At 72.2% G+C, this 14010-nt stretch carries 16 protein-coding genes; 7 read left to right on the forward strand and 9 right to left on the reverse strand.

What is annotated here, in order from left to right; translation table 11 throughout:
- Positions 1–102: 102 nt before the first annotated feature.
- Positions 103–1239: a PLP-dependent cysteine synthase family protein gene (locus tag ABTY04_RS04930; RefSeq protein WP_352211900.1), complete on the reverse strand. Its 1137-nt coding sequence runs from the start codon at positions 1237–1239 to the stop codon at positions 103–105.
- A gap of 197 nt (positions 1240–1436) precedes the next feature.
- On the opposite strand from ABTY04_RS04930, the gene ABTY04_RS04935 reads away from it, so the two are divergent.
- Positions 1437–1985, forward strand: coding sequence for an ATP-binding protein (locus tag ABTY04_RS04935; protein WP_352211901.1), 549 nt, complete (start codon positions 1437–1439; stop codon positions 1983–1985).
- A gap of 308 nt (positions 1986–2293) precedes the next feature.
- Here the strand turns inward: ABTY04_RS04935 and ABTY04_RS04940 are convergent, their stop codons facing one another.
- A complete protein-coding gene (locus tag ABTY04_RS04940) occupies positions 2294–3583 on the reverse strand; it encodes an ROK family protein (protein WP_352211902.1) in 1290 nt (429 codons plus the stop codon).
- 44 nt (positions 3584–3627) lie between these two features.
- Positions 3628–4293: an alpha-ketoglutarate-dependent dioxygenase AlkB family protein gene (locus ABTY04_RS04945; protein ID WP_352211903.1), complete on the reverse strand. Its 666-nt coding sequence runs from the start codon at positions 4291–4293 to the stop codon at positions 3628–3630.
- Between the two features lie 36 nt (positions 4294–4329).
- Here ABTY04_RS04945 and ABTY04_RS04950 point away from each other — a divergent pair, with 36 nt between their 5' ends.
- Positions 4330–5073 carry a maleylpyruvate isomerase family mycothiol-dependent enzyme gene (locus ABTY04_RS04950; RefSeq protein WP_352211904.1) on the forward strand — a complete coding sequence of 248 codons (744 nt, stop codon included), beginning with the start codon at positions 4330–4332 and terminating at the stop codon, positions 5071–5073.
- 121 nt (positions 5074–5194) lie between these two features.
- Here ABTY04_RS04950 and ABTY04_RS04955 read toward each other — a convergent pair whose 3' ends face one another.
- The 3 genes from ABTY04_RS04955 to ABTY04_RS04965 form a co-directional block, all read right to left on the reverse strand.
- Complete coding sequence (locus tag ABTY04_RS04955) at positions 5195–5902, reverse strand: S8/S53 family peptidase (protein ID WP_352211905.1); 708 nt, start codon at positions 5900–5902, stop codon at positions 5195–5197.
- Complete coding sequence (locus tag ABTY04_RS04960) at positions 5887–6300, reverse strand: S8/S53 family peptidase (protein ID WP_352211906.1); 414 nt, start codon at positions 6298–6300, stop codon at positions 5887–5889. Before ABTY04_RS04960 ends, ABTY04_RS04955 begins: the two co-directional genes overlap by 16 nt.
- Before the next feature lie 87 nt (positions 6301–6387).
- Positions 6388–6864, reverse strand: coding sequence for an ATP-binding protein (locus ABTY04_RS04965; RefSeq protein WP_352211907.1), 477 nt, complete (start codon positions 6862–6864; stop codon positions 6388–6390).
- Between the two features lie 118 nt (positions 6865–6982).
- Here ABTY04_RS04965 and ABTY04_RS04970 point away from each other — a divergent pair, with 118 nt between their 5' ends.
- A complete protein-coding gene (locus ABTY04_RS04970) occupies positions 6983–7852 on the forward strand; it encodes a helix-turn-helix domain-containing protein (RefSeq protein WP_352211908.1) in 870 nt (289 codons plus the stop codon).
- On the forward strand, positions 7849–8091 hold the full coding sequence (locus tag ABTY04_RS04975; RefSeq protein ID WP_352211909.1) for a DUF397 domain-containing protein: 243 nt from the start codon (positions 7849–7851) through the stop codon (positions 8089–8091). Before ABTY04_RS04970 ends, ABTY04_RS04975 begins: the two co-directional genes overlap by 4 nt.
- Positions 8092–8376: 285 nt before the next feature.
- Here ABTY04_RS04975 and ABTY04_RS04980 read toward each other — a convergent pair whose 3' ends face one another.
- The gene (locus ABTY04_RS04980) at positions 8377–9219 is read right to left on the reverse strand and encodes a MerR family transcriptional regulator (protein ID WP_352211910.1); all 843 of its coding nucleotides are present in this window, start codon (positions 9217–9219) and stop codon (positions 8377–8379) included.
- A 124-nt stretch (positions 9220–9343) separates the two neighbouring features.
- Here ABTY04_RS04980 and ABTY04_RS04985 point away from each other — a divergent pair, with 124 nt between their 5' ends.
- The gene (locus ABTY04_RS04985; RefSeq protein ID WP_352211911.1) at positions 9344–9565 is read left to right on the forward strand and encodes a hypothetical protein; all 222 of its coding nucleotides are present in this window, start codon (positions 9344–9346) and stop codon (positions 9563–9565) included.
- Here ABTY04_RS04985 and ABTY04_RS04990 read toward each other — a convergent pair.
- On the reverse strand, positions 9562–10263 hold the full coding sequence (locus ABTY04_RS04990) for a TetR/AcrR family transcriptional regulator (protein ID WP_352211912.1): 702 nt from the start codon (positions 10261–10263) through the stop codon (positions 9562–9564). The genes ABTY04_RS04985 and ABTY04_RS04990 overlap by 4 nt on opposite strands.
- Positions 10264–10411: 148 nt before the next feature.
- Between ABTY04_RS04990 and ABTY04_RS04995 the strand changes: the two genes are divergently transcribed.
- Positions 10412–10870, forward strand: coding sequence for a nitroreductase/quinone reductase family protein (locus ABTY04_RS04995; protein WP_352211913.1), 459 nt, complete (start codon positions 10412–10414; stop codon positions 10868–10870).
- 230 nt (positions 10871–11100) lie between these two features.
- Here the strand turns inward: ABTY04_RS04995 and ABTY04_RS05000 are convergent, their stop codons facing one another.
- On the reverse strand, positions 11101–12360 hold the full coding sequence (locus ABTY04_RS05000) for a geranylgeranyl reductase family protein (RefSeq protein ID WP_352212145.1): 1260 nt from the start codon (positions 12358–12360) through the stop codon (positions 11101–11103).
- A 275-nt stretch (positions 12361–12635) separates the two neighbouring features.
- On the opposite strand from ABTY04_RS05000, the gene ABTY04_RS05005 reads away from it, so the two are divergent.
- Entirely contained in the window at positions 12636–14000 is a 1365-nt protein-coding gene (locus ABTY04_RS05005; protein WP_352211914.1) for a dipeptidase, read from the forward strand.
- The last annotated feature ends 10 nt before the right edge of the window (positions 14001–14010 follow it).

The raw sequence follows: 14010 nt of genomic DNA on the forward strand, positions 1-14010 counted from the left end.
TTCCTCGCCGGCCGTGAGGCGGAGGTCTACCGCCGCTGCCACCGCTGGTGGGCCGAGCTCCCCGAGGCCGAGGTACGGCTGCTGCCGTAGTCTCCGCGCCGGTCAGGCCGTGGGCTCGCGCCAGACGCCGGTCGCCAGGAGGGTCTCCAGCGTCTGCGTGTACGGGGCGATGTCCAGGCCCTGCGAGGCCAGCCACTCGTCCGAGTAGTACTTGTCCAGGTAGCGGTCGCCCGGGTCGCACAGCAGCGTGACCACGCTGCCCTTGCGCCCCTCGGCCACCATCTCCGAGATGATCTTCAGGGCGCTCCACACGCCCGTTCCGGTCGAGCCGCCCGCCTTGCGCCCTATGGCCTGCTCCAGCGCACGGCACGCGGCCACGCTCGCCGCGTCCGGCACCTTCATCATCCGGTCGATGGCGCCCGGCACGAAGCTCGGCTCCATCCGCGGCCGGCCGATGCCCTCTATGCGCGAGCCGCAATCACTGCTCGCGTGCGGGTCGTTGTTCGTCCAGCCGTCGAAGAAACAGGAGTTCTCCGGGTCCGGGACGCAGACGAGGGTGTCGTGCTGCATGTAGTGCACGTAGCGGGCGATGGTCGCGGACGTGCCGCCGGTGCCGGCGGTCGCCACGATCCACGCGGGCTCGGGGTAACGCTCCAGGCGCAGTTGCTGGTACATCGATTCCGCGATGTTGTTGTTGCCGCGCCAGTCCGTCGCCCGCTCCGCGTACGTGAACTGGTCCATGTAGTGCCCGCCCGTGCGGGCGGCGAGCTCCGCCGACTCCTCGTACATCTTCATCGGGTCGTCCACGAAGTGGCATTCACCGCCGTGGAATTCGATGAGGCGGCACTTCTCCGGGCTGGTCGTGCGCGGCATGACGGCGATGAACGGGACGCCGATCAGCTTGGCGAAGTACGCCTCGGAGACGGCGGTCGAACCGGACGAGGCCTCGATGACCGGCCGGCCCGGGCGGACCCAGCCGTTGCACAGCGCGTAGAGGAAGAGCGAGCGCGCGAGGCGGTGCTTGAGCGAGCCCGTCGGGTGCGTGGACTCGTCCTTGAGGTAGAGGTCGATGCCCCACTCCTCGGGCAGCGGGAAGCGCAGCAGGTGGGTGTCCGCGGAACGGTTGGCGTCGGCCTGGACCTTGCGGACGGCTTCCTTCAGCCAGGCGCGGTAGTCCGCGTCGCTACGGTCGACGTCAATGGTCGTAGCTGTCGTACCGGAGGTACGGGTGGTGCTCATGCGCCTTGCTCCTTCGTGCGTTCTTCGCCCCCTGCTTTCGCAATGTACCTCCCTCACCTGCACAAACAGTCACTTTGGGTATCCATGCGGATCGCTTTCGATCGCGTTCGGTTGCATACACGCGCACCGTGGGTGACCCTGGTGGAGCATTACTGAGGGTGCAGCACCCGTAACACTCATGTCGGGGAGTCGCAGCCGTGATCAGTCACTCACGCAGGCACTGCGTCGTCGAACTGCAGGCCGTGCCGTCCCGGATCGGACAGATCCGGAGGATCGTTTCAGCGCAATTGCGTCACTGGCAGCTCGATCCGCTCATAGACCGGGCTGCGCTCGGTGTGACGGAGCTGCTCAGCAATGTCCACCGCCATGCACAGCCAGACAAGACGTGCACGGTCGAGATCGAGCTGCGGCTGGGGCGGCTCACGGTCTCGGTGTACGACAGCGATCCGCGGCTTCCCGTCCTTCGGGAGGCGCCCGCGGACGACCTGGAGACATGCGGGCGCGGGCTCGCGCTGGTCGAGGCGGTCAGCGAGGCCTGGGGCGCACGGAACCGGGCCGACAGCCCCGGCAAGGTGGTGTGGTTCTCGCTCCGCGCCGCCCCCGCGGCAGCGGCGCAGCAGCGCCCGATGGGCAACGGTTCCAGGCCCGTACGGGAGCCCGCGCCGGCGGTGGTCGTCGCCGTGGACCCGAGCGCCGTCCCGGCCGGCATGTCGGTGGCGGCGTCGGTCGGCGCCAGGCCCGGGTAAGGGTTCCGCCGGCGCATCCCGCGACTCCGCGGTCCCGCAGCCCGCCGCTCCGGCCCTGGCCGGAGCCGGGCGGGCCCGGCAGCATCAAGGGCGTGGGGGCCCCGGGGTGGCGATGGCGGACGCGGCACCGGCGCGCTTCGCCGACTGCGCCCGGGCACGCGCGGTACCGGGGGCCGTCCACGGACGGCTCCTCCCACCGGCACGCCGCCTTCCGGATCGCCCTCGCGGACGGGACCGCCAACGGCGGACGGTCGACGACGAGGTGGCCATGGTGGACGACGTCCGAAGCCCGCCGACGGCGGCCCGTTCTAAGCCGCCGCCCCCAGGGCCCCCAGCGGGTCGTCCAGCACCGGCTGCCACGCCAGTTCCGCCGCGCCGACCAGGCTGTTGTGGTCCAGGGTGCACGGCAGGATCGGTACTCCCCCGCTACGCCCCCACAGGCTGCGGTCCGCGACCACCGCGCGCAGCCGCTCGGGGTCCGCGTACAGCAGCTCCCGGTGCAGCCCGCCGAGGATGATCCGGTCCGGGTTCAGGATGTTCACCAGCCCGGCGAGGCCCAGGCCCAGCCGGTCGATGAGCTCTTCGGCGGCCGCCCGTACCGCCGGCTGCGCGTACTCCTCGTGGAGCAGGTCGCGGGCCTGCTGGAGCAGCGACACCTCCGGGCCCGGGGTGCGGCCCGCCGCGGTCAGGAAGGCCAGCGGGTCGGCCTCCACGTCCAGGCAGCCGCGGCCGCCGCAGTGGCAGGCCCGCCCCTCCGGGTTGACGGTGAGGTGGCCGACCTCCAGGGCCAGGCCCGAACTCCCGCTGTGCAGACGGCCGTCCAGCACCAGCGCCCCGCCCACCCCGCGGTGGCCGGTGGCCACGCACAGCAGGTGCTGGGCGCTGCGGCCGGCGCCGTGCCGGTGCTCGGCGAGCGCGGCGAGGTTCACGTCGTTCCCGGTCAGGGCCGGGCCGTCGATCCCGGCCGCCCTCACGCACTCCGTGAAGATGGCCCGTACGGGCGACCCGGCCGGCCAGGCCAGGTGCAGCGGGTTGAGCGCCGTACCGTCCGGCTCCGCGACCGCCGACGGGACCGCGAGCCCCGCGCCGATGCAGCGGCGGCCGCTCTCGGCGAGCAGCGCCGCGCCCGCCTCGACGACGGCGCCGAGGACCTGTGCGGGGTCCGCGGAGACGGTGACCTTGCCGGGGGCGGTCGCCACGATCCGGCCGCCGAGGCCGACCAGCGCGGCCCGGAACCCATCGGGGTGCACCTGCGCGGCCAGTGCCACGGGGCCGTTCTCGTCGATCGAGAGCCGGTGCGAGGGGCGGCCCTGGGTGCCGCCGGCCCCGCCCGGGCGGGAGTCCACGCGGATCAGCCCGAGCGCCTCCAGCTCGGCGGCGACGGCCCCGGCGGTGGCGCGCGTGACGCCGAGCTCGGCCGTCAGGACGGCGCGGGTCGGGGCCCGGCCCGTGTGGACGAGCTCCAGCGCCGGTCCGAGGGCGCCGCGGCCCCGCTCCAGCTTGGTCCTCGAAGACGCCGAAGACGCAGCGGAGGCTGCGGACAGCTCGGACACCGTGGTCACATCCTCCACCCGCGGCGGGGCCCCGTTGCCGTTCATGACAGCGATCCTCGCATGATCGGCGGTGTGCGCGCCGCCGCCGGTCAGCCGGGGGGCGTCCCGAGGCCGCCGACGCGGAGGGTGATGTTCAGCCGCCCGGTCAGTCCGAGCCCCGGCGGGGCGGTGCCGGGCAGGACCTTCGGCACCCCGTGGTAGGCCAGCCGGGCCGGGCCGCCGAAGACGAACAGATCGCCGCTGCGCAGCAGGACGTCCTGGTACGGGCGGCCGCGGGAGGCGGTGTTGCCGAAGCGGAAGACGCACGCGTCGCCGAGGCTGACGGAGACCACCGGCGCCCCGGACTTCTCCTCGGCGTCACGGTGCATGCCCATGCGGGCGTCACCGTCGTAGAAATTGATCAGCGCGATGTCGTACGGGGCCGCGTCGTACGGCGCGGACTCGTACGCGGCGGTCACCGCCTCCCGCCCCAGCTCCGCGAGCCAGCCGGGCATCGGCTTGACCGGAGCCCCGTCGCCGTCGACGGCGGTGCGGGCGTACCCGTACGGATACCAGTGCAGTCCGAGGCACACCTGGCGGGCGGTCATCGTGCCGCCGCCGGGTGTCCGTACGGTGCGCAGGCCCGCGGGCGGCCGCGCCCAGGCGCGGCAGGCGTCGAGCAGCTCCCGCTGGCGCCCGGGCGGGAGCCAGTCGGGCACGTGTACGGCGCCGGGAGCGATCTCGGTCCGCTCGCGCGGGAAGAGTTCCCCGTCCATCACCCCATTGTCACCGGCCGGTGCGACACTGCCCGCATGAAGATCACGGAGTATGTGGAGATCCTGGCGCAGGAAGGCGAGTTGCTCGCCGACACGGCCGAGCGGGCGGGTACGGACACCCTGGTGCCCACCTGTCCGGGGTGGCGGGTGTCCGACCTGCTGCAGCACACGGGGGCGGTGCACCGGTGGGCCGCCGGGTACGTCGGGGACGCGGTCGTGGAGCCGGGGCCGTTCCCGGACGCCCCGCAGCTGGCGGGCGCCGAGCTGCTGGCCTGGTACCGGGAGGGGCACGCGGCCCTGGTCCGGACGCTGACGGAGGCCCCGGCCGATGTGCAGTGCTGGACCTTCCTTCCGACGGCCGCTCCGTCGCCGCTGGCGTTCTGGGCACGCCGGCAGGCACACGAGACGACCGTGCACCGGATGGACGCGGAGGCGGCGCTCGGCGGGGCCCATGCGCCGCTGGCGGCGGAGTTCGCCGAGGACGGGGTGGACGAGCTGCTGACCGGCTTCCACGCACGTCCGCGCAGCCGGGTGCGGACGGCGGAGCCGCGGGTGCTGCGGATCCGCGCCGCCGACACGGGCGCGGCGTGGACCGTTCACCTGTCGGCCGAACCGCCCCGTACGGTGTCGGGCGACACGGGCGACCCGGCGGACTGCGAGGTGATCGGCGAGGCGTCGTGGCTGTACGCAGCGCTGTGGAACCGGCTCCCGCTGGCCGGGCCGGGAGTGACCGGCGACCTCGGACTGGCGCGGCTGTGGTCGGAGACGGCCGGCATCTGAGCGACCACCATCGAGGGCGCACTTGTGACGCGGTGTACGGGCCTGCCCCGGCCTTCGGCGTCCCGCCCGCCACCGACTGCACCCTGGCGGTGGCGGGCGGGACCCTGGCCGTCCGTCGTGATCACGTCACGCGGCGGGGCCAGAACCCGAGATCTTCATGAAACTTCCATGCGGTGTCCGCTGCCTGTGCGCCCCGCTGCCTGGGGGCGCGCAGGCCGCGGACGCCGCGGGGTGTGCCGATACCGGTGACCAGGTCGTATCCCGGAATCGCGCAGAAGGCGCCGGCGCAGCCGATGACGATGTCGTGGAAGGCCCCGGGGCGCGCGTAGGGGTAGGTGTTGACGGCCGGGTCGGGCCGGCCGGCCAGGGCGTACATGCCGGCGACCAGCGGGGCGGAGACGCCGGTGCCGCCGGCGACCTGCCAGCCGGTGGAGTTGGTGGGCGTGGGGGTCGTTGTGTAGACGGCGAGGCCGCTGTCGGGGTCCGCGACTGCGGAGACATCGGGCGTGGCGCGGCAGAGGCAGAAGGTGAAGCCCTGTTGGAAGGCCACCGGGGGCTCGTACAGGGCGCAGCCGCCTCCGGACCCGACCCAGCCGCTTTCTGTCCAGCCCCGGGCCGTGTGCGGCGCACGGGTCAGCCTGGTACCGCCCACCGAGGCGACGTTCGGGGAGACGGAGGGCCAGAACGTTTGGCCTCCAAGGTCGCCCGAAGCAGCCGTGTAGGCGACGCCGGGAGTCGTGAAATGGAAATCCTCCGATGCCTTGCCGGGTTGGTCGCTGATGGCCCAGCTGTTGTTCACGGCCGTCACGCCGGTCAGGTTGCTCGCCACGTCGACGGCCGGCAGGAGGGAGCTGAGGACAAGGGCATTTTGGGAGCCTCGACGAGGCTGATCGCGCAGTCCGGGCCGGAGGCGCTGACGGCCTGGATGTCAATCGCGGCCTCAAGGGCCCAGGCGGGGTCGACGCTGGCGGGCTTGACGCCGGTGGAGTAGACCGTCTGGAGGCACCCGTTGGCCGTCGCGCAGGGCGGGAGGTGGAAGGTGCGGCGGCAGACCGCCAGGTCTTCCTCGGCGGTGGGGTAGTCGTTGGCGACGACGATGGCGACCCTTCGTCCGTGCCCGCCGCGCCGGGGCAGCTCGTACGCGCTCCGGATGTCCTGCGGCGAGAGGCCGAGCGGCTGCTGGCCCGGTGGGAGGGACCGGGTCGCCGGCACATCGGTCCGGATCATCGCCAGACCGCCCCAGGTGAGGTGGCGGCTCGATTCCCCGCAGCCAGGCCGACTCGGTCCCGTCGTAACTCCGCGCCCGTATCTCCGTCACCCGACCGCCGGCCCCTGGCCGGGGTCGGCGCCGGCGTCACCGCCTCGGCCCAGCACCGCCCAAACGGTCTTCCCCGGCACCCGGGCCGCCACCCCCCACTCCCGGGCCAACGCCTGCACCACCAACAGCCCCCGCCCGCCCTCCGCCGACCACGGATCAGCGGGCGCGAGCCCCTCCGGCGGCGTCTTCTCGCCGCGCGCGTCACTGACCTCGACCAGGACCCGCCGACCGTCGTAGCGGAGCACGACCTCGAAATCCCGCCCGGGCACGAGCCCGTGCACGACGGCATTCGCGGCCAGCTCCCCGACGACGAGCTCGATGTCCTGGGACAGGGCGCAGCCGTACGGAATCCCCCAGGCGGCCAACTGCGCCCCGACGAGCCGCCGGGCGAGCCGGGCCCCGCGCGGGGTGGCCCTGAGGAGCAGCCGGCACTCGTCGGCTTCGTGTGCAATGTCACTGATTTCGGTCGTCACCTCACCGAGCGTGTCCGGTCCGCCGTACGCTTTCCAGAGACGGCGGTACTACGGCGAAGTCCCGTAGGACCGACGCCTGATGCGTGTACGGCCCGTACGGACGAGGGCGGTTCAACCGATGAACGACCTGTCAGACCGCGACGAACAGCCGGAGCGACCAGTGGAGGTCGACGGCACCGCGTACCTCTTCAAGGCGCTCGGAAAAATCATCAAGGTGCTACGAGAACGGGCGGGCCTCCAGCAGAAGGAACTGGCCGCACTGGTGCACGTTGGCGAGGACCTGGTGTCCTCCATCGAGCGGGGCGTCCGGACCCCGCAGCCGGACTTCCTGGAGAACGTCGACAGGGCCCTGGGGGCGGGGGGCGTGCTGCTTGCGGCGATCCCGGACGTGCGGGAGGCACTCAAGCGGGCGCGGACGCGGCATCCGGATTGGTTCCGGGATTACGCGAAGGCGGAGGCGGAAGCCAATGCCATCCACGACTACAGCTACCAGGGCGTGATGGGCCTCCTCCAGACGGAGGGCCACGCGCGGGCCGTCTTCGCCAAACGCCGTCCGCTGCTGGACGAGGCGACGATCGAGAAGCGCGTGGCCGACCGCATGGCCCGCCAGCAGATCTTCGAACGCTGGCCCTCGCCCACCTTCAGCTTCGTCCTCGACCACAGCCTGCTCATGCGCCCCGTGGGCGGGCCGGCGGTCCACGAGGAGCAGCTGCACCGGTTCATCGAGATCGGCAGGCTACGAACGGTGGAACTACAGGTGATGCCGTTCAGTCGAGGCGAACACGCGGCAATGGATGGGTCGTTCAGCCTCCTCAACCCCAAGGGACGCCAACAGGTCGCCTACGCCGAGGTCTACGCCCGTCCCAGCCTCATCACCGATCCAGAACAGGTACGGATCTACGCCGAGCGCTATGGGATCATCCGGGCACAGGCGCTCACGCCGGACGAGTCCCTGACCTTGATCGAGAAGACGCTGGGAGAGCGATGAACACCACCGACCTGGCTTGGTTCAAGAGCAGTTACAGCAGCGGCGAGGGCGGCCAGTGCATCGAAGTCGCCTACGCCTGGCGGAAGTCGAGCTACAGCGACGGCGAAGGCGGCCAGTGCATCGAGGTGGCCACCTGCGCCCATACCGTCCACATCCGGGACACGAAGCTGACGGCGAGCCCGGAACTGGCGGTGGCACCCACCGCCTGGACCGCGTTCCTGGACGGCGTAAGGGTTTAGCGGAATCCGAGCCGCGCGGCGTCGGAGGGGTGTAGCGCTCCCGCCGCGCGGCACGGAACCGGGCCACGCCAGGCCTGCCCGGCGCCGGGACGCGGTCACGGACGGGACCGGACGGGGTCCTGTCACCCGGACGAAGGGCTCCGGCTGTCGGCCTCCACAGGTCGTGGTCGGTGGTCCGGGGCGTTCGGATTCCCGGACGTCGTGGGGGCCGAGCAACCGGAGGTTGCCACCATCTACCTCGCCGCCATCTTCATCTGGTCGGCGAGATGATCCGAAAGGAACCACTTAGTCGCCGGTAGGCTCGTCGATCGGCCAGGCGATCTCCAAACGGTTGCCCGGGTCGTCCGGTGTCCCGGTCCACCGGCGGTAGACCATCCGGGCCGGGCCCGCGAAGGCGAAGCCGTGCTCGGTGATCCAGTTGGCGACGGCGTCGTACGCGCCGAGGATCTGCGGGAACGCGGCGGCCGCTCCCTCGACCTCCGTGCAGGCGAGGGTGCTCTCGGGCAGCTCGCGAACGATCATGCCTTCGGGCAGGTCCGTGGGCTGCGCGCCGTCCGCCCAGAACGGCAGGCACGCCTCGACGAGCGTCTCGTTCTCGTCGTCGCACACCCCGTGGAAGCGGACGAAGGCGGGCCCGGTGATGGTGAGCGGGCCGCGGCCGGCAACCTCGTACATCTCCTGGTAGGCACCGCGAAGGAAGGCGTCAAGCCCGGAGTTGTCCAGGGTCGCCCCGCGGACGAGGATCCGTTCGGCGGCGCCCTGGCGGACGGTGACGTGGTGGGTCATCTCTGCTCCTTCGGTCAGTCGGCTCAACAGGCTGTGGACCAAGGAACGCTGTACCTCCAGCCGCCGTTCGGCCGCCCGCAGATGCGCCTGCAGAGCGGCGACCAGCTCCTCCTCGCCGCCGAGCAGCCGGCGCACCTCCTCGACCGGGATGTCCAACTGCCGCAGCGCCCTGATCGACTGCGCCGTACGCACCTGGTCACGCCGGAAGTACCGGTAGCCACTCACCGGATCAACGAAAGCCGGCACCAGCACGCCACTGGCGTCGTAGTGCCGAAGCGCGGTGACCGAGAGGCCGCTGGCCTGCGAAAACTGCCCGATCGGCAGCAGGTTTGTCCTGTCCACGGCATTGACTGTGCCGTCTCGCGTAACCCGAGAGTCAAGCCCGTCCTCGAATTGATGGCTTCGCCGCCGTCGTCGAACGGGGCCAGGCCGGCCCAGCCGCGGGCGAGGAGTACGCGGCGGCCGTGTGCGGCTCGCTCCAGTGACCACCCGGGCGATGCTGGACGACTCCTACCCGAACCCGGCGGGCAACCCCCTCGACCAGCCGGACCGGCAGGCCCGGCTGAACCAGAGCAGGCTTGGCGGGACGGCCCCGGCCGCGCCGGTGTACCCGTACCACGCACTCGCCGGAGGCCGGGAACTGGCCGACCGCTTCGCGGGCCGCGCGACGCACCCCGACTGCTTCTAGGCAGTGGGAAGGCCGACCCCGTGAGCCAGTTGGTCCGCGGCGTGCGTGAAGAAGGTGTCACGGTCCTCGACGACCCGGTTGAACTGGCCGAACAGCTCGAAGGATACGAGGCCGACCAGCTGGGCCCAGGCCGCCACGAGGGCGGCGGTGACTTCCGGGGGCAGCCCTTCGGCGAAGTCCGCGGTCATCCGGACCGCTTCGGGGCGCAGCGCGGCGGGCAGCGGTGGGAGTGCGAGCCCGCGGCCCGCGTGGGCGGCGCGGATGATGCCGATGAGGGTGTTGCCGACGCGCGAGGCAGGGCCGACGGTGTCGACGGGGGCGCTGTAGCCGGGGACCGGGGAGCCGTAGATGAGGGAGTACTCGTGCGGGTGGTCCAGCGCCCAGGTGCGGACCGCCTCGCAGACGGCGATCCAGCGCGCGCGGGGCGGCGCGCCGTCGGCGGCGAGTGCGTGGGCATCGGCCTGCTCGGCGGCGGCGCCGACGCTGTCGTAGGCGTCGACGATGAGCGCGGTGAGGAGCTCGTCGCGGCTGGGGAAGTAGCGGTAGAGGGCCGAGGAGACCATGCCCAGCTCGCGGGCCACGGCGCGCAGCGAAAGCTTCGCAGCGCCCTCGGCCGCGAGCATGCGGCGCGCCTCGTCCTTGATGGCGGCGGTGACCTCGATACGGGCCCGCTCCCGGGCCCCGCGCACGGTACTCATACGAGCAGTGTGCCATGAGGGCAGAGCAGTGCCCAAAAATGGGATCGTCGATCCATTTAGAGAGCACTGCTCTTGCTTTGGTGCAGCGATCCGTGCACACTGGTCTCAAGCGAGAGCACCGCTCTCCCAAGGAGCCCCGGAGGCAGTCATGAGCGCGCCCACCCCGTACTACGTCCAGGCCGGCCCGCTCGAAACCCGCTTCAACTCCCTCTTCGGGAAGCTGGCCCGGCTCGGCATCAGCCTGGCCGGCTCCGCCGAGCTGTCGGTACGGGGCCGGAAGTCCGGCCAGATGCAGCGGATCCCGGTCAACCCGCACACGTACGAGGGCGAGCAGTACCTGGTGTCGGCGCGCGGCCACTCCCAGTGGGTCCGCAACATGCGGGTGGCGGGCGGCGGCGAGCTGCGCGTGGGCCGCAAGGTGCGCACCTTCACGGTCACCGAGCTCACCGACCCGGTGCAGAAGGCCGCCGTGCTGCGCGCCTATCTGCAGAAGTGGGGTTGGGAGGTCAACCGGTTCTTCCAGGGCATCACCGCGGACTCCACCGATACGGAGATCCAGGCGGCTGCCGGGGACCACCCCGTCTTCCGGATCACGATGTCGAGCTGACGGGCACGGCGCATCCCGCGCCGCACACCACCGAGGCCCGCCCCGCCCCGCCCTCCCACCACCCGCCCCCGCGCCGAAACAGCGACGGCGGCCCTGCCCGCACTCCCGGACAAGACCGCCGCCGCCGCTGTTCGTATGGCCTGCCCCGGAAGGGCCCCGATCGGCCCCGGCTTCCGGACCCGCCCAACCCCGAACCCTTCCGGCCCCGGCTTCCGGACCCGGGCCCGCGTCTACGCCGTTTCCGTCTCCTGCCCCTGATCCTGGCCCTGGCCCTGAACCCCGGCCCGGCCCTGTTCCGGCCCTTGCGCCCGGTTCCGCGCCTGCCGGCCGTCCAGGACGTGCAGCGCCTTGCGGGCCATCGGGTACGTCCGCACCAGGTCGGGCAGCGTCGTCGCGCCCCGCGTGATCCGGGCGAAGGCCCGCCACGCCGGGCGGAATCCGGTGATCGCCGCGTGCATCAGCCCCGGCCGGGCCTCGAAGGCGGTCAGCATCCGCTTGCCGACGCTCATCTCGACGCCCAGTCCGGCCTTGACCGCGAACGCGTAGTTGAGGGCCTGGCGGCGCGCGTCCACCGCGTCCTGCGACTCGGAGATCTTCACGGCCCACTCCCCGGCGAGCCGGCCCGAGCGCAGCGCGAAGGAGATGCCCTCCCGGGTCCACGGCTCCAGCAGTCCGGCCGCGTCGCCCGCGACCAGGACCCGGCCCCGCGAAAGCGGCGAATCGGGCTTGCGGCAGCGGGTCAGGTGTCCGGAGGAGACGGCGGGCTCGAAGCCGGCGAGTCCGAGACGGGCGATGAAGTCCTCCAGGTACCGCTTGGTCGCGGCGCCGTCGCCCTTCGCCGAGATGACCCCGACGGTGAGGGTGTCGCCCTTGGGGAAGACCCAGCCGTAACTGCCAGGCAGCGGGCCCCAGTCGAGGAGCACCCGCCCCTTCCAGTCCTCGGCGACCGTCTCCGGGACCGGGATCTCCGCCTCCAGGCCGAGGTCCACCTGGTCCATCTCGACCCCGACGTGCGCGCCGATCCGGCTCGCGCTGCCGTCCGCGCCGACCACCGCGCGCGCCAGGACGGTCTCCCCGTCGGCGAGCACCACGGCGACGGTGCGCCGGTCGGGCACTGCCGGCCCGTGCTGCTCGACGCGCGTCACGGCCGTACCCGTACGGACGGTCGCGCCGGCCTTCTCGGCCTCGGCGACCAGGGCGGCGTCGAACTCCGGCCGGTTGATGAGCCCGAACAGCATCTGCCGCGAACGGCGGGTCCGGGTCAGCTTCCCGTTCAGCGAGAAGGTGACCGCGTGGATGCGGTCCTTGAACGGCAGCACGAAACCGGGCGGGAGGGCATCGCGCGAAGGGCCGATGATCCCGCCGCCGCAGGTCTTGTACCGGGGCAGTTCGGCCTTCTCCAGCAGCAGTACGCGCCGTCCGGCCGTCGCCGCCGCGAACGCGGCCGAGGCGCCGGCCGGTCCGGCCCCGACCACGACCACGTCCCACACCTCACCAGTGCCCCCGGCCACCCCGTCCCCCGCCCCCTGAGCGGTCTGCCCTGCTGCTGAGTCGGGTCCCCCGACGGTGCTGTCGTCGCTGCTCACGATGTGCTGCTGCTCCTGATCATGCGGTTGCTCCGATGCAGGGAAATCCTACGGCGCGAGACCGGCTAGTCCTGCTGTGCGAGGATCGGGACTGTCTTTCGCCGTACCCGGCATAAGCCCACCAGGCGGATGCCGGCGGCGTACGCGTACACAACGTCGCACCCAAGAGGAGCGTGCCCATGTCCCAGAATCCGATCGCCGAGACCATCGCCTCGCTGATGCCCCGCGCCAAGCAGGAGCTGAGCGAGCTGGTGGCCTTCCAGTCGGTGGCGGACTGGGCGCAGTTCCCCAAGAGCGAGAGCGAGGGCGCGGCCAACTGGGTGGCCGACGCGTTGCGCGCCGAGGGCTTCCAGGACGTGGCGCTCCTCGACACCCCCGACGGCACCCAGTCGGTGTACGGCTTCCTGCCCGGCCCGGAGGGTGCACCGACCGTCCTCCTCTACGCGCACTACGACGTGCAGCCGCCGCTGGACGACGCGGCGTGGATCTCCCCCGCTTTCGAGCTGACCGAGCGCGACGGCCGCTGGTACGGGCGCGGCGCCGCGGACTGCAAGGGCGGGTTCGTCATGCACCTGCTGGCGCTGCGCGCGCTGAAGGCCAACGGCGGTGTGCCGGTGGGCGTGAAGGTGATCGTCGAGGGCTCGGAGGAGCAGGGCACGGGCGGTCTCCAGCAGTACGCCGAGGCGCACCCGGAGCTGCTGGCCGCCGACACGATCGTCATCGGCGACGCGGGCAACTTCCGGCCCGGCCTGCCGACGGTCACGGCCACCCTGCGCGGAATGACCCTGATCAAGGTCAAGATCGACACCCTCGGCGGCAACCTGCACTCGGGCATGTTCGGCGGCGTCGCCCCCGACGCACTGGCCGCGCTGATCCGGCTGCTGGACTCGCTGCGCGCGGCGGACGGTTCCACGACGGTGGACGGTCTGGCCTCGGACGCCGTCTGGGAGGGCCTGCAGTACCCGGAGGCGGACTTCCGCTCCGACGCGAAGGTGCTGGACGGGGTGGAGCTGATCGGCCAGGGAACGATCGCGGACCGGCTGTGGGCCCGCCCGGCCGTCACCGTGCTCGGCATCGACTGCCCGCCGGTGCTCGGCGCCACCCCGTCGGTGCACGCGAGCGCCGGCGCGCTGATCAGCCTGCGCGTGCCGCCGGGCGTGGACACTGCCGAGGCCATCAAGCTGCTGCAGGCGCACCTGGTGGCGCACACTCCTTGGCAGGCGCACCTCGAACTGGAGGTCGTGGGCCAGGGCCAGCCGTTCCAGGCGGACACGAGCAGCCCGGCGTACGCGTCGATGGCGGCGGCCCTGCAGGAGGCGTACCCGGGCCAGGAGATGCAGGTCGCCGGCATGGGCGGGTCGATTCCGCTGTGCAACACGCTGACCTCGCTGTACCCGGAGGCGGAGATGCTGCTGATCGGGCTGAGCGAGCCCGAGGCGCAGATCCACGCGGTGAACGAGAGCGTCTCCCCGGAGGAACTGGAGCGCCTCTCGGTCGCGGAGGCCCTGTTCCTCGTCAACTACGCGGCGTCCAAGAGCATCTGACCTGCGCTAC

The organism is Streptomyces sp. NPDC097981 (assembly GCF_040302565.1).
Lineage (GTDB): Bacteria > Actinomycetota > Actinomycetes > Streptomycetales > Streptomycetaceae > Streptomyces.